The sequence below is a fragment of the Alteromonas alvinellae genome, assembly GCF_902705805.1.
Genome location: NZ_CACSIH010000244.1, coordinates 21950 through 44785, shown reverse-complemented (window position 1 = coordinate 44785; position 22836 = coordinate 21950). Strand labels below are relative to the sequence as shown.

Annotated in this window: 17 protein-coding genes; 8 read left to right on the top strand and 9 right to left on the bottom strand. The window is 44.4% G+C overall.

The features are described from left to right. A partial coding sequence (locus ACX5KA_RS19150) for an MFS transporter (protein WP_458731959.1) occupies window positions 1–1185 on the top strand: 1185 nt, incomplete at its 5' end. Window position 1186: 1 nt separating this feature from the next. Here ACX5KA_RS19150 and ACX5KA_RS19145 read toward each other — a convergent pair. From ACX5KA_RS19145 to ACX5KA_RS19115, 7 genes are all read right to left on the bottom strand, one after another. Continuing rightward, the gene (locus tag ACX5KA_RS19145; protein ID WP_039223844.1) at window positions 1187–2170 is read right to left on the bottom strand and encodes a transposase; all 984 of its coding nucleotides are present in this window, start codon (window positions 2168–2170) and stop codon (window positions 1187–1189) included. 235 nt (window positions 2171–2405) lie between these two features. Further along, window positions 2406–3302 carry a hydroxymethylglutaryl-CoA lyase gene (locus ACX5KA_RS19140; protein ID WP_458731961.1) on the bottom strand — a complete coding sequence of 299 codons (897 nt, stop codon included), beginning with the start codon at window positions 3300–3302 and terminating at the stop codon, window positions 2406–2408. Between the two features lie 4 nt (window positions 3303–3306). Further along, window positions 3307–5319: an acetyl/propionyl/methylcrotonyl-CoA carboxylase subunit alpha gene (locus ACX5KA_RS19135; protein ID WP_458731958.1), complete on the bottom strand. Its 2013-nt coding sequence runs from the start codon at window positions 5317–5319 to the stop codon at window positions 3307–3309. Further along, entirely contained in the window at window positions 5309–6109 is an 801-nt protein-coding gene (locus ACX5KA_RS19130; protein ID WP_014949158.1) for an enoyl-CoA hydratase/isomerase family protein, read from the bottom strand. Before ACX5KA_RS19130 ends, ACX5KA_RS19135 begins: the two co-directional genes overlap by 11 nt. An 11-nt stretch (window positions 6110–6120) precedes the next feature. Next, the gene (locus tag ACX5KA_RS19125; RefSeq protein ID WP_458731957.1) at window positions 6121–7728 is read right to left on the bottom strand and encodes a carboxyl transferase domain-containing protein; all 1608 of its coding nucleotides are present in this window, start codon (window positions 7726–7728) and stop codon (window positions 6121–6123) included. Window positions 7729–7981: 253 nt separating this feature from the next. Further along, complete coding sequence (locus tag ACX5KA_RS19120; protein WP_014998097.1) at window positions 7982–9151, bottom strand: isovaleryl-CoA dehydrogenase; 1170 nt, start codon at window positions 9149–9151, stop codon at window positions 7982–7984. Beyond that, window positions 9148–9555 carry a MerR family transcriptional regulator gene (locus ACX5KA_RS19115; protein ID WP_458731956.1) on the bottom strand — a complete coding sequence of 136 codons (408 nt, stop codon included), beginning with the start codon at window positions 9553–9555 and terminating at the stop codon, window positions 9148–9150. The genes ACX5KA_RS19120 and ACX5KA_RS19115 overlap by 4 nt, the downstream gene beginning before the upstream one ends. Window positions 9556–9907: 352 nt before the next feature. Between ACX5KA_RS19115 and ACX5KA_RS19110 the strand changes: the two genes are divergently transcribed. From ACX5KA_RS19110 to ACX5KA_RS19095, 4 genes are all read left to right on the top strand, one after another. Then, window positions 9908–11083, top strand: a complete 1176-nt coding sequence (locus ACX5KA_RS19110; protein WP_039223857.1) for a thiolase family protein — start codon at window positions 9908–9910, stop codon at window positions 11081–11083. 93 nt (window positions 11084–11176) lie between these two features. Further along, complete coding sequence (locus tag ACX5KA_RS19105; protein WP_458731955.1) at window positions 11177–12316, top strand: alpha/beta hydrolase family protein; 1140 nt, start codon at window positions 11177–11179, stop codon at window positions 12314–12316. Beyond that, complete coding sequence (gene kynU, locus ACX5KA_RS19100) at window positions 12313–13485, top strand: kynureninase (RefSeq protein ID WP_458731960.1); 1173 nt, start codon at window positions 12313–12315, stop codon at window positions 13483–13485. Before ACX5KA_RS19105 ends, kynU begins: the two co-directional genes overlap by 4 nt. Before the next feature lie 104 nt (window positions 13486–13589). After that, window positions 13590–15026 carry a diguanylate cyclase gene (locus ACX5KA_RS19095; RefSeq protein WP_458731954.1) on the top strand — a complete coding sequence of 479 codons (1437 nt, stop codon included), beginning with the start codon at window positions 13590–13592 and terminating at the stop codon, window positions 15024–15026. Window positions 15027–15102: 76 nt separating this feature from the next. On the opposite strand, the gene ACX5KA_RS19090 is transcribed toward ACX5KA_RS19095, so the two are convergent. Next, entirely contained in the window at window positions 15103–16758 is a 1656-nt protein-coding gene (locus ACX5KA_RS19090; protein WP_458731953.1) for a FapA family protein, read from the bottom strand. A gap of 125 nt (window positions 16759–16883) precedes the next feature. Beyond that, window positions 16884–18314: an exodeoxyribonuclease I gene (sbcB, locus tag ACX5KA_RS19085; protein WP_458731952.1), complete on the bottom strand. Its 1431-nt coding sequence runs from the start codon at window positions 18312–18314 to the stop codon at window positions 16884–16886. Window positions 18315–18548: 234 nt separating this feature from the next. On the opposite strand from sbcB, the gene ACX5KA_RS19080 reads away from it, so the two are divergent. The 3 genes from ACX5KA_RS19080 (at window position 18549) to ACX5KA_RS19070 (ending at window position 22804) form a co-directional block, all read left to right on the top strand. Beyond that, window positions 18549–20336 carry a histidine kinase dimerization/phospho-acceptor domain-containing protein gene (locus ACX5KA_RS19080; RefSeq protein WP_458731951.1) on the top strand — a complete coding sequence of 596 codons (1788 nt, stop codon included), beginning with the start codon at window positions 18549–18551 and terminating at the stop codon, window positions 20334–20336. Between the two features lie 49 nt (window positions 20337–20385). Next, window positions 20386–21600, top strand: a complete 1215-nt coding sequence (locus ACX5KA_RS19075) for a response regulator (protein WP_458731950.1) — start codon at window positions 20386–20388, stop codon at window positions 21598–21600. 136 nt (window positions 21601–21736) lie between these two features. Next, window positions 21737–22804: an isoaspartyl peptidase/L-asparaginase family protein gene (locus ACX5KA_RS19070; protein WP_458731949.1), complete on the top strand. Its 1068-nt coding sequence runs from the start codon at window positions 21737–21739 to the stop codon at window positions 22802–22804. The last annotated feature ends 32 nt before the right edge of the window (window positions 22805–22836 follow it).

Below are 22836 nucleotides of genomic sequence, written 5' to 3'. Positions count from 1 at the left end.
CAGTTACACAAAATTAGTTACAGTCTCTTTATGAAAGAAAAAAATCTTCTTGTAGCGGGCCTCTCTCTTAACAAGCTCGCTGACTTACTTATCTCAGCTAAAACAACTTTAACCGCAATTCTTGTAAGCGTTGGGGCTCCGATTTGGATGGTGGGCTGGTTAGTACCAATCAGAGAGTCGGGTGCACTTCTTCCTCAGGTTTTTATCAGTATCTATCTTCGCAAACATACTCAAAGGCATGTCGTCTGGCGTGTGGGTATGATGGTGCAGGCATTCTCAGTACTCGTAATGCTGTTATCTGTCGTGTATTTTTCTGGCTTTACAGCGGGAGCGCTGCTTCTTTTTGCACTAGTACTTCTAAGTTTAGGCCGCTCTGCTTGTTCATTAACCGTTAAAGACATGGAGGCTGATGTTGCGAAAAAAGGCGAGCGGGGAAACCTTATAGGGATAGCGTCTACTGTATCTGGTGTTGTGACCTTAGCAATAGCGATACCTTTAGTAATTTTCGATGAGGCTTTATCGTCCAATGTTCTACTGTTTATTTTAGGTGGAAGCCTGCTCTCATTTGTGCTGACATTGATTTGTGTATGGCCGGTGAAGACACATGTAGATACCGGAAGAGACGAGGGGCAAGCATTAAACGTTAATTTTGATTCTACCGTTTATAAGTTCATTTTTGTAAGAGGGCTTTTTGTCCATTCGGCACTCGTGGCTCCTTATTTCATGATTGAACGAAGTGAAGACGCGAAAGAGCTTCTTCCCATATATATAGGCGCTGAAGCTTTGGCGGCGCTCCTATCGTCTATTATTTGGGGAAAAGTCGCAGATAAAAGCGCTCGGTTAACTCTACAGTTGTCAGGGGTATTAGCATTGAGCGCATGTGGCGCGCTTCTTTTTTTAGAGTCCACTTCAATTATTACTTCTGCAATTCTGTTTTTCCTACTTTCAATTGCTCACACAGGTGTACGAACAGGTAGAAAGACTTATAGCTTAGATGTTAAAGATGGCCATGAGAGAACCGAACTTGTTGGCTTTTCTAACACTGCAATAGGGATAGTATTGTTATCATTTGGTGCGCTCTATGCAGCGCTAACGCCTGTTCTACCGTTTTCTGTAGTTTACATCATGACCGGTATGCTTTTGATTGCCATCGTTATGACCTTTATTCTTCCCTCTGAAAAGTAGACTAGGCAGGGTCAAAGCAAAGCGTGGCAGATGTTTGTTTAGCCATCCGCTTTCTATTAGTGTGTATTTTAAACTTTTGCATAGAGGCCGTGTCTCCAGCAGCGACCGAGAACGCACTCTCAAAGTGTCTTATTACCTGAGCCCACTGAGTTTGGTTTAGGCCGACTAGCTCAAGCTCCGAGTGATTTTCCCTTGGTGAGGCGTCCTCGTCGTGGTTACGCAATGATTTAATTGAGCTGTTTAAAAGCTCATAATAGCTTTGCAAAGAAAAGTTTAAGCAGCGTCGATTTCGACTCATTCTTTGGCATTTAAATGGTATCAATCCTTTTTCGGATTTATTGGTAGACATACGAAGAGTCAATCTTTTATGAATGCTCGTATTAAGCGATTCTTCTAGGCTCGCTGCAGCTCCTGCTCGTATCGGGTTTAAATCAACATAAGCCATACACGATAATAAAGCCTTTTCTGTTAGCAGTGCTTGAGAGCGAAAGCGTCCCTCCCAAAACCTGCCGGTGCAATCATCTTCTTCGTTCGCTTTCCTTGCGATAAACTCGTTTAAGTTTCTCATGAACCAACTAATGTCAAAGAGCCTTTTTCTATACACTTCAGCCGTACTTTTCACCGTTTCTAACTCCCTTTCGCTAAGTACTTCGCCTTTCATGTATTTTTGCGTCAAGAGTGTACCTTTGTGCATTTTATGCCACTGTTTTAACACCGAGTTTATTGACCAGGAAAGTGCCGCGTTTTTGTTAACGCACAAAACAATATGTACATGGTTGCTCATTACTGCGTAAGCACAGATTTCGATGGCGAAGACTTTGCTTAAAAACAAAAGCCTTTTTTCAACCCAGGATTTTCTGTGCTCGTAACTGATGTTGCTAACGCGGTCGAACCCGCATAGGTAGCTTCGTCTTACGCAGCGAGAGATACAATGGTAATAAGGCGTGTCTTGAAGGCTAATAAGTGACTTCCTGCTTTGTGCCATGTCTAATTATTCATCTAGGTAGTATTAATGATTTTAACCTTAACATTGTATGGGGAAGACTGTGACCTGAACGAGAGGGCGGTTTTACGCTTGAAAACTGGTTGTTTGGTAAAAAGTGAAGCGTTATTAAGACACCCAACAAATCAGTGAGGTGCTGCATAGACACCCAACATATCAGCAACATATATGCTTAAGATGGGTGTCTACTTACTAAAGGAGGCTGAATAAAAAATGACTATTTAGTTAAAAGCGCATTGGCTGCTTTCGATACAGGTGAGCGCCCTAAAACTTCAGATATATATGAAGACGCCGAAAGCAATTTTTCAATACTCACTCCAGTTGCGATCCCCATACCGTTGAGCATATAAACAACATCTTCAGTGGCAACATTTCCACTTGCTCCTTTGGCATATGGGCAGCCTCCTAGGCCAGCGACAGCTGAATCTATGGTCGCCACACCGTACCCCAAAGCCGTATATAAATTTACTAACGCTTGTCCATATGTATCATGGAAGTGGGCGGCAACTTTGCTGACATTAATCTCTTTCAAGACGTCATCTAATAACAGTCTTGTAGACATTGGTGTGCCTACGCCGATAGTATCGCCAAGGGATACTTCGTAACACCCCATGTCAATGAGTTCCTTACTTACGTGTGTTACGGCACTAGGTGAGACTTCACCCTCATAAGGGCACCCCATTACGCATGAAACATAGCCCCTCACTTTGATTTTGTTTTCGCTTGCCAAGTCAAACACGGCCTCGAAACGCTTTAAGCTCTCGTTTATAGAACAGTTGATGTTCTTTTGTGAAAAGGACTCAGAGGCAGCACCGAATACTGCAACCTCTTTCGCTCCCGCTTCAATGGCTGCTTCTAAGCCTTTGAGATTGGGTGTCAATGCAGAATAATGAACCTTGTCTTCTTGGTTAAGCGCTTTAAAAACCGCATCTGAGTTTGCCATTTGTGGCACCCATTTGGGAGACACAAAGCTTCCTGCTTCGATACGATTAAGGCCAGTTTTAGAAAGAAGTTGAATAAGTTCAATCTTTTGTTCGGCGCTTAAGGCCTGCTTTTCATTCTGAAGGCCATCTCGAGGACCTACTTCAACAATACTCACTTCTTTAGGAAACATCACATCAAACCTCGGCAGCTTCTTTAGTGGAGAACGCCAACAGTGTTGCGCCACCGTCAACTAGTTCACCAGGATTGAAAAAGAACTCTTCCACTGCACCATCGTGCGGGGCAATGATGCTGTGCTCCATTTTCATCGCTTCCATAACTAATATAGGATCGCCTTTTTTGACCAATACACCCTTTTCGACCAAATGCGCCACTATGGTTCCGTTCATCGGGGCACTGAAATTAGCATCATTAGCATCGCCACTATCGTCACCTAGTGATGCTGAGATTCTGCTGAAAGTAGCATGGGTGTCTTTGTTAAAAAGAGTGAACGTATCGTTAGTGTTTGAAAATGTGAATGTTGATTTGTAGCCATTAATCGTTGCTTGCAAAGTGCTATCAACAAGGTTGCCGTCTACTTTATAAGTTTTTTCGCCTACAGTTAGTTCCCAAGCATGTTCCGCTGAGAGGTGCTTAACCTCAACATGCACTTCGTCTTGATTGCAAAGTAGGCTTAGGGTTTCTGTATTATTTGCATTGGCCCGCCACGCACCTGCAGTTGACCATACCGCTGGGGTCTTATTACTCCCTGAAGTCTTTCTATTTAATAGCGAAAGTAATGCCATTGCTGGAATGTTAGCGTGGGTGTCATTGCTAGTTTCTTCGTTAGCGGTCGCGCTAAACAACGAATCGTGGTGTTTCTCCACAAACGTAGTTGTAAGCTCAGCGGCAACGAACGCAGGGTGTGTAGCGACACGCTTTAGGAAGTCGATATTTGTGCTTACACCATCAATATAGTAGTCACCCAAAGCACTAATTAGACGCTTGAGCGCAATCTCGCGGTTCTCTCCCCAAACTACAAGCTTGGCAATCATAGGGTCGTAAAAAACGCTTACCTCATCACCTTCGACAACGCCGGTATCAACGCGAACTACGTCATTTTCTTTTGGCGTACGTAAAAGGCACAGTGTGCCGGTAGAAGGTAGAAACTCGTTGTTTGGATCTTCGGCATAAATGCGCGCTTCGAATGCGTGTCCTGTTAACGAGAGTTCACTTTGCTGTTTAGGAAGGGGCTTTCCTTCGGCAATAGTTAATTGCCAGTGAACCAAATCCTCACGGGTGATCATTTCTGTCACAGGATGCTCTACTTGCAAGCGTGTATTCATTTCCATGAAGTAAAATGAATCGTCTTCATCAAGTAAAAACTCAACCGTTCCCGCACCTACGTAGTTAATGGCTTTCGCCGCGAGTATCGCCGCTTCACCCATTTTTTCTCTAACTGACTGAGACATGTTGGGGGCAGGGGCTTCTTCAATAATCTTTTGGTGTCGGCGTTGAACTGAACAATCACGCTCGAAAAGGTATACGCCGTTGCCATGGGTGTCACAGAAAACTTGAATTTCAACATGACGCGGGCGCGTCAGGTACTTTTCAACCAGCATGTGGTCGTCACCAAAGCTCGCCATAGATTCACGTTTGGCTGCGTTTAATGCTTGAGAAAACTCTTTTTCACTCCAAACTTGGCGCATGCCCTTACCGCCACCGCCAGCAGCGGCTTTTAGTAGAACTGGATAGCCCATTTCATCGGCAGCGCCTTTTAATACCGCTTCATTTTGATCGTCGCCGTGATAACCCGGTACCAAAGGAACACCTGCTTTTTCCATAATGTGTTTGGCGGCAGACTTAGACCCCATCGCTTCAATTGCAGATGCTGGTGGGCCTACAAAGATAATATTGTTTTTGGCGCATAGATTCGCAAATTCAGCATTTTCCGAGAGAAAGCCGTAGCCTGGGTGGATAGCGTCTACACCAAGCTCCTTTGCTTTTTCAATGATCAACTCGCCTCGTAAATAACTTTCCTTTGATGGAGATGGCCCTAAATAGATAGCTTCATCAGCCATTTGTACATGAAGGGCATTTTTGTCGGCGTCAGAGTAAACGGCGACCGTCTTTATACCTTGAGCGTTGGCTGTCTTTATAACGCGGCATGCAATTTCACCACGGTTTGCAATTAGTAATTTATTTATCATTCTTAACCTCCACCCATGAAGCACTGCGCTTTTCTAAAAAGGCTGACAGACCTTCTTGACCTTCTTCAGATGTCCTAACTTGTGCGATAAGTTTGCTTGTCTTTGTGAGAAGCGCATCGTTAATCTCTTGTGTAGACACCCATTGCACTAAGTCTTTTGCTTTCGCCACTGCTTGGGGGCCGTTTTTCAGTATGTTTGATAAAATATTGTCGATAGTGCTATCGAGTTCGTCTTCTGTAACTGATTCACTCAGAAGCCCAAGCCGCCTTGCCCTGCGCGCAGAAAATACTTCAGCGGTCTGGAAGTAGCGTCGGCATACTCGTGCGCCCATTGCTTCCACCACATAAGGGCTGATAGTTGCTGGAATAAGGCCAATTTTAACTTCACTTAAGCAAAATTTACTGAGTTTGCTTCCAATAGCAATATCGCAGCATGCAATTAAACCAACAGCGCCGCCAAAAGCTGCGCCTTGTACTCTTGCTATTGTGGGCTTCGGCATTTTATAAAGCGTCTGCAGCATGGTTGCTAATGCAAGAGCATCACTTTCATTTTGCGCTTCGGTATAACTGGCCATTTTTTTCATCCAGTTAAGATCGGCCCCTGCACTGAAACTTTTGCCTTCAGCTCTTAGGATTAGTGCCCTAACGCTTTTATCTTCCCCCGCTTTTTTAAAAACGCGAGTAAGCTCGTTTATCATTTCGTCGTCAAAGGCATTATGTTTTTCAGCTCTGTTTAAAGTAACAGTGGCAATGTTTCTTTCATCTACGCTGTAAATAACTGATTGTTCCATTACCTGCACTCCTACATTCTAAATATGCCAAATTGGGTGTCTTCGATAGGCTTGTTTAGCGCCGCTGAAAGCGATAGACCAAGCACTAATCGCGTATCTGCTGGGTCAATAACGCCATCATCCCAAAGCCTTGCAGACGCATAGTATGGATGTCCTTGTTTTTCGTACTTATCGATAACAGGTTGTTTAAATGCCTTTTCTTCTTCTTCCGACCATGATTCGCCTGAGCGCTCTTTTTGGTCGCGCTTAACCTGAGCGAGAACGCCTGCAGCTTGTTCACCACCCATTACAGAGATTCGAGCGTTTGGCCACATGAAAAGGAAACGTGGGTCATAGGCTCTGCCGCACATGCCGTAGTTGCCTGCACCGAAACTGCCGCCGATAAGGACAGTGAGCTTTGGCACATTCGCACATGCAACGGCGGTTACCATTTTTGCGCCGTGTTTTGCGATACCGCCGTGCTCGTATTGCTTACCGACCATAAAGCCTGTGATGTTTTGCAAAAACACGAGAGGGATTTTTCGCATGGCGCATAGTTCGACAAAATGAGCACCTTTAAGCGCGCTTTCACCGAACAGTATGCCGTTGTTAGCCACAATGCCTACGGGGAAACCGAAAATGCGCGCAAAACCACAAACCAAGGTTGTGCCGTAAAGCGGTTTGAACTCATCAAAGTCTGAGTCATCCACAACACGCGCAATGATTTCTCTTACATCGTATGTATGACGACTATCAGCAGGCACAATGCCGTAAATTTCTTTGGTGTCGTAGCGTGGAGGTTTTACCTCGGCCACATCTAGGCATTCTGGCTTCTTTCGGTTTAGTCTGGAGACAGCATTACGCGCTAATGAGAGTGCGTGGTGGTCGTTGTTGGCGAGATGGTCGGCAACGCCCGAAATTCGAGTATGAACGTCACCACCGCCAAGCTCTTCTGCGGTAACAACTTCACCTGTTGCAGCTTTAACAAGCGGTGGGCCGCCCAGAAAAATAGTCGCTTGTTCTTTAACGATAATGCTTTCATCAGCCATGGCGGGAACATAAGCACCACCAGCTGTACAGGAACCCATTACTACCGCAATTTGAGGAATATTCTTAGCAGACATATTCGCTTGATTAAAAAAGATGCGACCAAAGTGCTCTCTATCTGGGAATACATCATCTTGGCGAGGTAAGTTAGCGCCACCTGAATCTACTAAGTAAATACAAGGTAGGTTATTTTGCTCTGCGATAGTCTGAGCGCGAAGGTGCTTTTTCACGGTAAGGGGGTAGTACGTCCCGCCTTTTACAGTAGCATCGTTAGCTACAATCATACACTCGATACCTGCAACGATACCGATACCGGCAACGACTCCGGCACAAGGTACATAGTCTTCGTAGACTTCCCATGCAGCCAATTGGCCAATCTCTAGAAAAGGCGTGTCTGGGTCAATCAGTGCGTTGATTCGGTCGCGTGGTAGAAGTTTTCCTCGAGACACGTGGCGTTCAGCTGCTTTTTCGCCGCCACCTTGGCAAATTTGTTCGATTTTTTCGAGGAGATCATTTACCTGAGCCTGCATGTATTCGGCATTTGCGATAAATGTTTCAGATTTCGTATTTATACTTGAGCGAAGAACGGGCATAACCCCTCCTTGTGTTGGGCCTATGCGACGGCTGTCGCGTTAGCCACTAGTTAGCAAGATGATTAGCAAGACACCCATGCTAAGCGCTTTCGCTGCGGTGGGTGTCTTTGCAATTCATTAGCCTATTAAAAGTTCAGCTTTTCTAAATCTACTTAAAATGGAGAAGAGTGGGTGTCTTCCTAACTTCTATGACACAAGGAATGCCTAAGCTTTTCTTGTTTCAAACGAAGTTTTTTTCACCCAAAACTCCGTGTTATTTCGATTCGTTAAATAGCTCGCGGCCTATAAGCATTCGGCGAATTTCAGACGTTCCTGCGCCAATTTCATAAAGCTTGGCATCACGTAATAGTCGGCCTGTCGGGTATTCGTTGATGTAGCCATTACCACCAAGTAGCTGAATGGCGTCTAATGCCATTTTGGTTGCTAGTTCCGCTGAATAAAGGATAGCGCCAGCAGCATCTTTTCGCGTTGTTTCACCGCGATCGCATGACTGTGCAACGGTGTAAACATACGCGCGTGCGGCATTCATTTGCGTATACATGTCAGCTACTTTACCTTGTACTAGCTGGAATTGACCAATTGATTGCCCAAACTGCTGACGGTCGTGAATGTAAGGTACTACGATATCCATGCACGATTGCATAATGCCTAGCGGGCCACCTGACAAAACAAGGCGCTCATAATCTAGGCCACTCATAAGTACGCGAACGCCTTCGCCTTCTTTGCCAAGAATGTTCTCAGCTGGTACTTCGCAATCTTCGAATACTAATTCACAGGTATTAGAAGAGCGCATACCAAGTTTGTCGAGTTTCTGTGCGCGGCTAAAGCCAGGGAAATCGCGTTCTACGATAAACGCTGTGATCCCTCGTGGACCCGCGTTAGGGTCGGTCTTCGCGTAGATAACAAAGGTATGTGCATCAGGACCGTTTGTGATCCACATCTTATTGCCGTTTAAGATGTATTTGTCGCCGCGTTTTTCAGCTTTCAACTTCATGCTAACAACGTCCGAACCTGCATTCGGTTCACTCATTGCCAGTGCACCAATATGTTCACCGCTTACTAACTTAGGCAGGTATTTTTCACGCTGAGCATCATTACCATTTTTAAAGATTTGGTTAACACAAAGATTGGAATGCGCGCCATAGCTCAAACCGATACCACCTGATGCGCGGCTAACTTCTTCCATTGCGATAGTATGCGCAAGGTAGCCCATATCAGAGCCACCGTATTGCTCTGAAACAGTAACGCCCAATAGGCCCATATCGCCAAGTTTTTTCCACAATTGGTTTGGGAATTGGTTATCTGCGTCTGCTTGTTCAGCAAGAGGAGCAATCTCATTTTGTGCAAATTGATAGACCTGATCACGTAACATCTCGATGTCTTCGCCAAGTCCAAAATTTAAAGTAGGGTAGGAGGTGTTCATGCGATATTTCCTCGTTTGAGTTCTGCGAGTTCTTCACGGCAACGTGCTTCAACATCATCCAGTTCAGTCATTAACATCTGGATATCTTCTAACTGCTGTTTAAGCACCGCTCTTTTCTGTTCAGTCATTTCAAGCATGGCTTCTAACTGAATAGCCGAATTGGGGTTGGTGTCGTACATGTCGAACAGTGTTTTGACTTCAGCAAGGGAAAATCCTAGTCGTTTTCCTCGCAAGATCAGCTTTAAGCGCACTCTATCTTTGTTCAGATAAACGCGATTTTGTCCCGTTCTTGACGGTGACATTAGGCCTTGTTCTTCGTAAAAACGAATTGAACGAGGAGTAATGTCAAACTCTCGAGCGAGTTCGCCTATTGCATATGTTGTTTCGTCGTCGTAATTGCTCATTACACGTACCTTGTATTTCAGCGCTGTTTAACACCCTTGTTTTAACGTGGGTGTCTTTGTAATTAAATTCTCTGTATTAGGTTGGGTGTCATTGCAATAGCACTATCGTTTTAAGGTAGATGGTTTTATATACCGCTATATTAAAACGTAGTGTTTGGTTGACACATACTTAGTACAGGTTTACGTTAACGTTAATTACATTTTACGTTAAGGTAAAGTAACATTTTGCTAACGTCAATTTTTCATGGTGAAGGTAAAGCGTTGTAGCTGTTAGGGGTGTTTACTTTTGTATACATCTACGTGGTTTTCTTCACTTAACTCTATAATTTAAATGAATTTTAAGGGCACGGTTATGAGTAACGAATCAGTAGTTATTGTCGCGGCTAAGCGCACACCAATGGGTGGTTTCAACGGTAATTTGTCTTCGCTTGCTGCGACCAAACTTGGAGAAGTTGCGATTAAAGCAGCCTGTGAAGAGATGGATGTCTCTGTAATTGATGAAGTCATCATGGGGTGTGTATTACCTGCTGGTCTTGGTCAATCTCCGGCGCGACAAGCGTCACTGGGGGCGGGGCTTCCGCTTAGTGCAGGTGTGACAACTATCAACAAAGTATGTGGGTCGGGCTTAAAAGCGGTAATGATGGCGCACGACTTAATTAAAGCAGGCAGTGCGACAGCAGTCGTGGCAGGCGGAATGGAAAGCATGAGTAATGCGCCATACATGTTGCCTAAAGCTAGAACGGGATATCGTATGGGCCATGGTCAAGTACTTGATCATATGATGCTAGACGGTCTGGAAAATGCCTATGACGGCAAAGCAATGGGCTGCTTCGCGCAGGATACTGCTGATGAAGAAAATATTTCTCGCGGTGAAATGGATGAGTTTGCACTAAGCTCGCTTTCGAAGGCACATGAAGCAATAAACAGCGGAACTTTCGTCGATGAAATAGTACCTGTTACAGTTTCTTCTCGTAAGGGCGATACTGTTGTTGATACCGATGAAGGCCCAGGTTCCGCTCGCCCAGAAAAAATTCCAACACTAAGACCGGCTTTCAAAAAAGACGGTACGGTCACGGCTGCTAACTCAAGCTCAATCTCTGACGGTGCAGCGGCACTGGTTGTAATGAGCGAAAGCAAAGCAAATGAACTTGGTCTAGCACCGCTTGCGCGCGTGGTTGCTCACGCTACAAATTCTATTGAACCTGAAAACTTCACCGTTGCGCCTGTTGGCGCTATGGAAAAAGTGCTGGATAAAGCAGGTTGGACGAAAGAAGAAGTCGATCTTTTCGAAATTAACGAAGCATTTGCCATGGTAACCATGTTGGCAGTCAAGAAGCTTGGACTAGATGAAAGTAAAGTAAACGTTAAAGGCGGCGCTTGTGCATTGGGTCACCCAATTGGAGCCTCTGGTGCACGCATTTTGGTAACACTAGTTCACGCGCTTAAGCAACGCGGTGGTCGCAAAGGTATCGCATCTTTATGTATTGGTGGTGGTGAAGGCGTAGCGCTTGCAATTGAAATGCTATAGGCTGAAACGAGCGTAAATATGTCAAAAAATTAATCATGGAGTACCATCACATCGCTGGTACTCTGTGGTTCAATAAAAATAAAATCGACAAATATGAAATTCCCTCTCAACCCAGTCCGTACAGCCATTTTAACGGTGCTCATTATTTTTGCACCTGTAACTTATACTCACGCGATGCCAATACAGAAAGTGGATATCAATTTAAGTTACAAAGACACCCACATCAATAAACTGAGCTCTAGTTCGAATGATGATTCGAATGACACTCATTCAGACTCAACGCCGATTACTCACGCTAACGTCGCTGCTTCTTCTGCGATGGATGTCTCTCAAACAAGCTTAAATTACAAAGACACCCACATTAATCAACGGAAGTCGCCCTTGAATGTTTCTTCGAATGACACCCACGCCAATATCCATCCAAACCCAGACTCGAATGCAAACTCGCACTTCCTGACTCAGGTTCCATATTCTGCCTTGGGTGTCTTGCCAATGAGGGAGCATGATTCTCAGTTCAGTTATGGCGAAGACCCGCTTCAGACAGTGTATATGTGGCATGGCCGCAATGGTGTTCAGAGTAGGGTTGCTGGGGACGCCATAATTTTTGTGCATGGTGGATGCTGGCTAAATGCATACGGATACGACCATGCTAAAGGATTTTATAACGCGTTGGCGGAGTTAGGGGTGGGTGTCTTTGCAATAGAGTATCGGCGTGTCGGCGATGAGGGTGGTGGCTGGCCTGGTAGCCTGAATGATGTAACAAAAGCAGTGAAAGCATCGCTAGAAAAAATAGTTACGGCAGATGATTACCGCAATATTTTTGTGGTAGGTCACTCAGCAGGTGGCCATCTTGCCTTGCTTGCTGCACAGCAACTTTCGCGCAGTGATTTAGGCAAAAACATCAAGCAGGTGATAGGGCTTGCCGCTATCACAAATGTGCAAAGTTATGCACTTGGAGAAAATAGCTGTCAGACCGCTACGCCTCAATTTATGCAGGGCTTACCCTCTGAAAAGGAACACGAGTACCAACTGGCCACGCCAGTAGCAACTGACATTCAACCTTCCGTCACCTTACTGCAAGGTAATGAAGATAGCATTGTTCCCGAACACCACGCTACAATGCCCGGCGCAAAAAATAGAATAATAACAAACGGTGGGCATTTCGACTGGCTCCACCCCGACTCATCATCCTTTGATGCTTTACTTGAGGTTTTAGGTGAACATGATAAATAAGGTTTTTACTGCCAAAAAATACAATCTATCTTGACGGTAATTCACTAGGACCATTGCCAAAAAACGCAGAAAAGCGGGCAAGTGAGGTGGTCAAAATGCAGTGGGGTGAAAGTCTTATTACAAGCTGGAATAAACATCAGTGGATCTCATTACCGCAACAGGTGGGTGACAAAATAGGTACGCTCGTCGGTGCGAAACAAGGGCAAGTGATATGTTGCGACTCGATTTCGATTAACCTTTTTAAGGTACTTAGCGCTGCATTGAAAATGCACCCCGAAAGAAAAGTGATCGCGACAACAAGGGATAATTTCCCCACCGATATTTATATGGTGCAAGGTTTGCTGGATTTATTGGGCGATGATTACAGTATTCGATATGTGGATGAAAGTAATATTAGCACTCAGCTGACCGACGATATTGCGGTACTAATGTTAACCCAAGTCAATTTTAGAAGTGGCTTTAAGCTTGATATGAAAGCTATTACTGAGCAGGCGCAAAGTAAGGGAATTCTGACGCTGTGGGATTTGGCCCATAGTGCTGGGGCATTCCCTGTGTACCTAGATGATTGTAACGTAGACTTTGCTGTAGGTTGCACCTATAAGTACTTAAATGGCGGCCCTGGTGCGCCAGCTTTCGTTTATGTTGCTCGTCGCCATCAGGCTAGGTACAAACAGCCGTTATCTGGTTGGATGGGGCACAACTCGCCATTTTCTTTTTCTCCCGATTACACCCCCGATACCTCTGTTAAACAAAACCTGTGCGGAACGCCGGGTATTATCGGAATGAGCATCTTAGATGCAGCACTTGATGTGTTCGATGATGTGTCACTGAAGGCTATCGACGAAAAGTCGAAAAAATTACAGGCATTTTTCATAGTTGAGGCTAAAAGGGCGAGTCTTCTAGAGGAACTCAAAGTTGTAAGCCCGCCGCTGGATAACAGAGGAAGCCAAATTGCCTTTGCACATGAGGATGCCTATGCCATTTGCCAAGCATGGATTGCACAAGGTGTTATTGCCGATTTTCGTGCACCTAATATTCTTCGCATTGGCTTTGCGCCGTTGTATTTGAGTTTTGCTGATATTGAAAAAGCCGTTATGTCACTGGCAGCAATTATAAAAGAAAAACGATATGATCAGGCTATATTCAAGCAGCGACAGAGTGTTACATAGTCAAAGAATGATGTAATAAGCGAATTTATTGCATTTTTTGAATTTACCCTTAATACTCCGCGGTTGATTTGTTGTTGATCTATTTAAAATTTTTGGGTGTGCAGTTGAAAAAAATAAGAAAAAACCTGCTCAGCACAGTGCTGTTACTGGTAACCACTTTCTTTAGTACGCTTTCACAGTCGGAATCCCAGCAACCATCAGCCTCTCAAAAAGCAAGTGAAGTAACCTATTGTATCGACCCTAACTGGGCGCCTTATGAAGCGATTAGAAATGGCATTCACGTTGGTATTTCAGCCCAATATATGCAGCTTATCGCTGAACTTGCTGACCTTAAGTTTAAGCTCGTCCCAACACAAAGCTGGCAGGAAAGCTTAGAATTTGTTCAACAAGGCAAATGCCAAGTTATTCCTATGTTGAACACGTCCGACTACCGCAAGCAGTTTTTAGATTTCAGTATGCCGTATTTTGAAGCGCCCAACGTGCTTGTTGCCCGTGCAGGTATGCCAATGTTACAAGGTTATTCCGGCATTGGTAACCGCACAGTTGGGATAGTGCAGGGATATCGTCAGGTCGAGTATATTTCGCGCTATTATCCTGGTCTGCGACTAAAGCTCATCCCTTCTGAAGAAGAGGGGTTAAAGCAACTAGCAAACGGTGAATTTGATGTGATGGTAGGCTCTTTAATGAGCGTGAATATGCACATTAACAATCTTGAACTCGAAGATTTGGACATCGTAGGTTACGCAGAGCCTTTTGACTCTCTAGCATTCGGTATCAACAAGTCTTACAGCTACTTGGTAGACAAATTAAACACCGCAATAGAACGCATTCCAGAGACGCGAAAAGTAGAAATTTATAAACAATGGAATAATGTGCAAATTCGATACAGCCGCAATTATACTGTCATGATACTGAGCTCTATCATTGTATTGATGGGGCTGCTTTGGCTTATTTCGAGAAACCGTCATGTTGGTGGGTACAAGCGCATAATTCAGCAAAAGAATGAGGAGATAAGCGCGCTCCAAGCTAATTTGCTGGAAAAAAACAAAACATTAGGTTTTCTTTCGGCACACGACAATGTTACTGGGTTGTACAATCGCAATCATATGATCCAACGTGCGGAAGAAGAGATTTCACGTTTCCATCGTTTCCATACTACTGCAACCTTAATCGCTATCGATTTAACGCCTGTTGATGAAGGTTTATATAAGCACGATCCGTCTATTCGAGAAGAAGCGTTAAAAGCGGTAGCCCACAACTGCCTTAATACGGTACGAGAGGTAGACGTTGTATCTCGATTCAATGGGGAGCAGTTTGTGGTGCTTTGCCCTCAGACCCAATTAGATTCAGCAAAAATCCTCGCAGACAGGCTACTTGAATGCCTACTTGCGCACTTCCTTTTAGGGGATAAATTCAATGTTGCTATTGGTATGTCTGAATTGCGAGACGCAGAAGAGTTTCCCGATTGGCTGGAGCGCACCATTAAAGCCGTATATCAATCTAAGCGACAAGGCTATGGTAACGTGAGCATTGCTCAGTAGAGAATAAGAATTAAACGACTTGATTAAAATCGAAAGGAGCTCAGCTTTAAAAGGTTCAATTAAAGCTAAGCGCTAACTAAATGATTGGCTCATAATGCCACTGGTGAGAGTCGTAATGAATTTTAGCGCGGTCATATTCCCTTTCAGAACGCCAGTTTCTGTTATTTAACTTGGCAGAAACACCAGGGTAGAGCCTTTTATTAGCAATAAGCTTGATATCTGCTTGATAGTGCTCTTTCGCTGCTTTTACATCATTTGCTTTGTTTTCTAACCACTCAAGTAATGCACTTTCGTTGTTAAAAAGCTCAAGGGCTTCAGCGGCTTTACGCTGCAGCTCTTTAGGTATTTTTTTGGCTTGAATTAAATCAATCTTCTCTTTGTGTTTTAAGTTGTTTTCGCGAATTTGTCTTAATAGTTCGTCAAGCGAGTCTTTTCGCTCTAACAACTGATTAAAACCAGGGCTGAAATCAACTTTTAAAGTACTGCCGGAGACGGCGCCTAGGGTTCCCGCTTCAATACGGTCTTGGCTTATAATGTCACAAGCAAACAGATTCCCCATAGGCTTATCAATTTGCCCCACAATTACCGCTCCGCCGCAGCGCAGGCGGCTGTAGGCAAGTTGTCTTCCGACAGTAATATCACCAGAGCACTGGATATCGATACCTTGCCCATGCTGAACGTGAATACTTCCCGCTGCCACTAATCTGCACTGAAAGTCACCTTGCTTATCATTCACCTTTCCCATGGCGCCTTCAGTGATAATGATATCGCCACCAGATTCAATATAAGCCGATTCAACAAAGCCGTTTATTGTGACATCACCCGCTGCTTTGATTTGCATTTTTTCGGTAACATCGCCATTGACTAATACAGCACCTTCATAGTTTATGTGCCCTGTACCAACGTTCACGCCGTTACAGATAAAGGTGTCATCAATATTCATAATTTGATCGCGGTATTTCGGCATTCCTGAAATTGACGATATTAATAGGTTTGCGTCACTGTCAGACACTACCGTTCCTGTCCCCATTTTGAAATCTATCCATTCTCCTTGAACAGCAGGAATAGTGTTTCCTTTCACGTCAAAGCCTGTACGGCCCTTTGTCGGCGGTGTACGGCGCAGAACAGGCGTGTTTACCTTCACGCAAATGACTTCGCCTAAGTTACGCATATCAACCCGCTCGCCTTCGTTGGTTTGTGGCCTAAGCACGCGTTCTAGCGCGTTGGGGACAAGTGGAACAAATTTAGAATTTTTGCCATTTCTAGCGGGAAGGCCTTTGGCAATGGTTTCTTCTAAAACTGTACCGGGCGCTGCATTTCTAGCTGCTTTCAGCATTGCTTCTATTTTTTTAGTGCTGACACCGCGAACAACTCTATTTTTAACGGCTAACGACTTTACTGTTGCGAGGGAAGGGAGCTTACCGCCGTATGGCGTGGTAAGCACTAAATTTGCCACCATGCCATCTTCAGGCAAACGAAATTCAACTTCTGCATTTTTTCGTTCGCCTATACGTTCCTGAACCACGGTACCATCACCCGTTTTAAAGTAATGGTTCGCCGTGTCGCAGGCAGATTTGAGCGATTTCTCTGACACATAAAGACGCTTAGTTTCACCGCTTTCTAACTGCTGCCTAACTTCACGACTGTCAACCTCTGACGTAAACTCAGAAGGATTTAGCATGATGTTGATGTAGGTTCTTGATTTATCGAGACTTATTGTTACGCCGTTCATGACATCTTATTCCCTTGCGCACGTGTATTGTTCTTATCGGCGGAGTTTACCAATTCCTTGACTAGGTTTTATCCTTTACCGCCTTTGTCCAAGCAGGTTTAATTTATGATGTTATAAAATCTCCGTCAAAGGTTTTTAGCATATTGATAGAGCGCTCGTAATATAGCCTGCTTGTCAGGATTATCGCTGTGTTCGTGCGCCAAAGACTCAAGCCTCATCATGTAGCTTTCTAAGGTAATCGAGCCACCAAACGCTTGATCTGTTAGCCGTGCTTGGCGGTGATACTGCCATTTAGTCATTTCATCTGCGGTAAGCGTATTTGGAAAGTTTCGTGCCCGATACCTAAACAGCTGTTTGCGCAATCCCTCGTGCTGAGTGTTTTCGCTAAGCGTTGCAAGGTCATCAGGCTTTGCATTGATAACACTCTCGCACCAACGTCTATCCTCGTCATTCAAGAAACCACCACTATATAGAGCATGATCTACATCAGGTTCTGGACTGCTGACTTCTTTGTTGTATACCTCAACAAGCTTAGCTACGAGCTCAGGTTTGCTTGCAAGCGTCTTGTAATTATTAAGGCAATGTTCACGGTCAAGCCCTAATCTGACAGCGTTTTCTTCCGTCATGGCTTTAGCCGTTGTGATGAAAGGCGAGCGATTGATATGGATAAGTTTCAGTCCAGGTCGCTCTTTTGCGTCAGAGTATGCATCTGCTGGCGCATATAGCGCCTGACCAATGTCTTCGGCTGAGTCGTTTATTAAGCTGTCGATATCATGCGACAAATCTATGGCAATGATGGCATTTGAATTGGTAGGATGCTTTGCGATGGGCATCACCCAGGTACAGCAACCCTGTGATGCCGGTAATTTCGACGATATATGCAGAAGTACAGAGGGTTTGCTCAAGTCAATTTGCTGCATTACCGTGTGTTTATTGCGAAGTGAAAGCGCGTACTCAAATAAACGGGGTTGCTTCTCTTTTATCAATTTGGCAAGTGATATAGTTGCGTAAACATCGCTTAGCGCGTCGTGCGCGTTTTCGTGGCCAATATTATTTGCTTCGGTAAGCGACTCAAGTTTGAAGCTAGGCGTGCCATCTTCTCGCTGCGGCCAATTGATCCCATCAGGTCTTAATGCATAACATGCTCTTGCTACATCAATTATATCCCAACGGCTATTCCCATTGCGCCATTCTCGTGAGTAGGGATCGTAAAAGTTACGGTAAAATAAGTAGCGCGACACTTCGTCATCAAATCGAATACTATTAAACCCTACACTACAGGTATTTGGGGTCGACATTTCTCGGTAAATTCGCGCAGCAAAATCAGCCTCATTCGATCCATCCCTTATCGTTTGCTGAGGTGTTATGCCCGTCACCAAACAGGCTTCTGGATGAGGAAGGTAATCATTGGCAATGGCGCTCATAATATTGATGGACTTGCCCACAACATTTAAATCCATATCCGTTCTTACCGCGGCAAACTGGCATGGAAGATCTTTTTGTGGGCTTGTGCCAAATGTTTCGAAGTCGTACCACAAAAATGTAGGTGCGTGCATAACCACCTGTGCTTATCAAAAAAATATTGCACGCAGTGTACACCGCAAGAAATTGAATACCAAATGCTGTTGATTTTATATACCAAAGGTTTAAAGCAGAATATATAAATTTGGCTTTTGTGCTGTAAGTGCTCCGACTTTCGGCGCCTTCAGTGATTTTTACTCCGTCAACTTGCGTAACAAGAAAACCCTTACTAGCTTTGAGTTATTACAAGTTATACGGAAATTACCTGCTTGTCGTTCCTACCATCAAAACCTGCTTTTAATGAAGCGAAAAGCACGTTTGCGGTAGCCATCGCGCTCGCTGCGACGCTAATTGTGCTGGTCGTTAGTCTGTTTGAGAGCAACATTAAAGCAACGGCTGAAAGCCAAGCTTTTAAGACGCTAGAGAAAAGTGCGTTGAATGCAGAAAACGTAGCAGAAACGCAGGTTGTAAAATATCTCAATGCGCTAAATTTTTTGCATCAAACACCTCCGATAAGCGGTATTGTTCGTGCAACTCAGAATAGCAATGTAGACCCTAAAGACGGCACTACTCTTGTTCAATGGAAGCATCGCCTAGAAACTATCTTTGTTGCCTTTATCGAAAATAACCAGGAAATAGACCAGTTAAGAGTAATAAAGGCCGATAAAGAGGGGGCCGAATTTATAAGGGTTGAGCGCAAGGGGGGGAGCGTTTTAATTGCTCGCGACGCTGATTTGCAGGCAAAAGCGTCTCGCGATTACTTCATTGAAAGTGTAAAAAGTGACAAGAACGAGTTTTATATATCTGATATCAATTTGAATCGGGAACATGGCAAGCTTGAGTACCCTTATAAAAGTGTGATTCGTTTATCCTTACCAATTCTTAGCGATGAGGGAGAGCGCTACGGGTTCATTATTATGAACGTCAATGCGCAGTATTTGCTCTCCCAAATGATTAAAGCATTAATGGGAAGTCAGGCACTTTATGTCACTGACCAAGATGGATATTTCGTGTTACACCCTGACAGTCAAAAATCGTTTTCTAAAGACCTAAATCCCGCAGTAACTTGGCAGAGCGAGTTCTCAGTAACACAAAGTATTGGGCGCTCGAAAATAATGCCTCAAAGTGAACCGCAGGGTCTGCAATTCGCGGTTTCTCGGGCGTTTGCTATAGGAGCAAGACATCGTCACACGCCTTTTTACCTTCACATACTGCTACCTCAAAACCAAGTCAGCGCGTTAATAAACGAAAAACGTTTAAGTGTTTATAGTGTAATTGGTATCGTTTCAATTATTTTCATAAGCATTTTGCTGTTCGTGTATCGCAGCAATAATAAGAATATTGAACTGGCCAAAGTGCGCGGTGAGTCCGTCGCTATTGTTGATATTTCAAAGGACGCTATATTTAGTGTCGACTCAATGGGCATAGTGAAAAGCTGGAATAAAGCTGCCGAGTCACTTTTTGGCATCCCTTCTCAGGTAATCATTAACCAACACTATTCGTCTTTTAAGCCATTGTCTTTGCTAGGGCTTGAAGATGTACTTGCTAAAGGAGGCAAACAAGTCACCTTTACAAAGCCTTACGTTGATGATGAAAAATATGAACATTCATTATTGATAACTGCGTCAACGATTTGGGGCGAACAGTCACAGTTCTCTGGTGTTGCCGTCGTCATCCGCGATGTTACAGACGAACATAAGGCGAAGGATGCCATAGAACGAGTAAACCTAAAGCTTGAAGAAAAAGTGGTGAGCAGAACAAAAGAGCTGGTAGAAGCAACGCAAGAGGCTCGTAAGGCCAGTAAGGTGAAGAGCTCCTTTATATCCAACATCAGTCATGAAATGCGCACCCCTCTAAACGGTGTGGTTGGTTCTCTTGCATTATTGAAGCGGCAACCGCTTAATGAAAAAGCGGAGCAACTGGTTTCCATGATGGAGATTAGCTGTAATAACTTAAGCGTGCTGATAAATGATGTACTTGACCTGTCAAAAATAGAGGCTGGGAAACTGGATATCAACCATCAGTTTTTCGATTTAATCGAGCGCATTAATTGGTGAAATTGACAAGATTTGGCAGCGCCACGCTAGGGGTAACGATATTAGCACCATGCCTATGGTATTTATTCTTCAAAAGCTAGAGGGGGCACCTTATGAGTTTACGCATTTCACCCCATTGTATTTACCCAAGCCCTTGTTTCGCTCTACGTTTGTTACGTTAAAACAAGGTTTAGATGCCGTTCAAACCGATGGCAGGATAAAAGTAGATGCCAAGGCAAAAAGCGAATGTGATAAACAGGAAGTTGACACTCCTAGTGAACAAGATGCAGGTGCGTCACCTTTCTCTATAGAGGACACACGTCTTCTTATTGTTGACGACAACATGATTAATAGAGAGGTAGCTAAAGGTGTATTGGAGTGTTTACCGTCTAAGTTATTTACCTGCGCAGACGGGGAAGAAGTGATTGCTTTTCTTCAAAAATGTAAAAGTAAAGGACGCAAAATCCACAGTATATTAATGGATTGCCAAATGCCAAACATGAATGGCTACCAGGCTACCCGCGCTATTCGTGAGGGGAAAGCAGGGATGATGCATGTAAATGTGCCGATTATTGCAATGACTGCAAACGCTATGCTTGGTGAAAAAGAGAAGTGTTTAGAGGCGGGAATGAACGACTTTGCCACTAAACCCATAATTGCTGATGTACTCATACCCAAAGTGAGGCAGTGGCTAGTTCACCAGGTTACATCACTGGTAAGCACCGATATTATTGGTATCCAAAGCCCGGCTTTAGAAAATGCAAAACAAGGTATCTATGATGAGAACAATCCACCGCTGGTGGATAGCCTACTCAGTGCGATAGATAATGAAGTTAAACAGCGTGTTGATGCAGCCGATGATTTCAATGAAACAGGGAAACATAATATGAGCGACGATGTCCTAGCAAACGCTGAACCCAGTGAGCTTTCAGCTAAACCCGAGAAAGAGCCAAACCAGAGGTTGAACGCTTTAAGTGATGAATACTGGCAAAAAGACGATGCTATCGAACGTATTATGGGGGACAAGGCACTTTTTACTCGCGTGTGTGACCTTTATTCACAAAACGCCCCAGAGAAATTTAAGCTTTTGGAAAAGGCAGTTGAAGGGCAAGATTTTACGCAAGTGCAAGTTTTGTCGCTTAAACTTAAAGGCATGTCAGCTGATATTGGCGCTGTGCAGCTGCAAAAAGAATTCGAAGCCTTATGGGAGTTGTCAAAAGTCGCCGATTGGGTGAAAGTAAAAGCGCAGCTCCCTTCCATTGGCGACGTCTTAATACCTTTTTAGAGCTTCTTGAGGTGGCCTAGCTTGTCTGTCGTTTCTGTGTCATCGTAAGCTATTGTGAATAGGATAATAACGTCCCACGCACTAGCTTCATACATCATTACTTGAAGCGGTATTTTTTATTAAAGGAGTAACCCGTTTGTTTTCATCTCGCTTATCTTGCCAACCAGATAGGATTCACCGCACTCTGTATACCATAAGCACCCTGGCGGTTTCTTTAGCTTTCACAAGTGTTCCAGCATTTGCGGCTGATCTCGAACCGCAAGGAAAACCACCCGTAGCTATCGCTATACATGGCGGTGCAGGCACCATTTTAAAATCATCGATGACGCCAGAGAAAGAAGCGGACTACAAAAAGGTATTAACTCATGCGGTAAAGCATGGTTACACATTGTTACAGGAAGGCGAAAAAGGTGAAGTGGCGGTAGTAGAAACCATCAAAATTCTTGAAAGTTCGCCGTTGTTCAACGCTGGTATTGGTGCGGTGTATACCTTCAACGGTGAGCACGAACTTGACGCGTCGATTATGCATGGCGGCAGCAAAAATGCAGGTGCTGTAGCGGGCGTTAAAACGATAAGAAGCCCAATTGAGGCGGCGTTACTGGTAATGAATGAATCTCCACACGTTATGCTTTCCGGTAAAGGGGCTGAAGACTACGCAAAAGAAAACGGCCTTGAGCAGGTAGACAATAGCGTTTTTGATACTGAGTTTCGCAAGCAGGCCTTAGATAAGGCGAAAGCGCGTATGCAGCAAGCTTCAAATGGTTACGGTTTACAGCGAGGCAATGAACGCTTTGGCACCGTCGGGGCTGTGGTGTTGGATAGTGAAGGTAACATTGTCGCAGGAACATCCACTGGCGGAATGACGGCTAAACGATACGGGCGTATTGGAGATTCCCCCGTAATTGGTGCAGGCACCTATGCCGACAATGAAAGCTGTGCGGTATCGGCCACTGGGCATGGTGAGTATTTTATACGGTACAACGTGGCGGCTGATATTTGTGCCCGAATGAAGTACCAAGGTTTGTCGTTGAACGACGCTGCGAATACCGTGGTGAACGACGTGTTAGTTAACGCTGGTGGTGATGGCGGTGTAATTGCTATTGACGCAAAAGGCAACGTAGCAATGCCATTTAATTCTGCGGGTATGTACCGCGCTAGCATTGATGTAAATGGTAATGTGAAAGTGGCAATCTACAAAGACTAACCACTGAAAAATCTATTTGTTATTTTAATGTT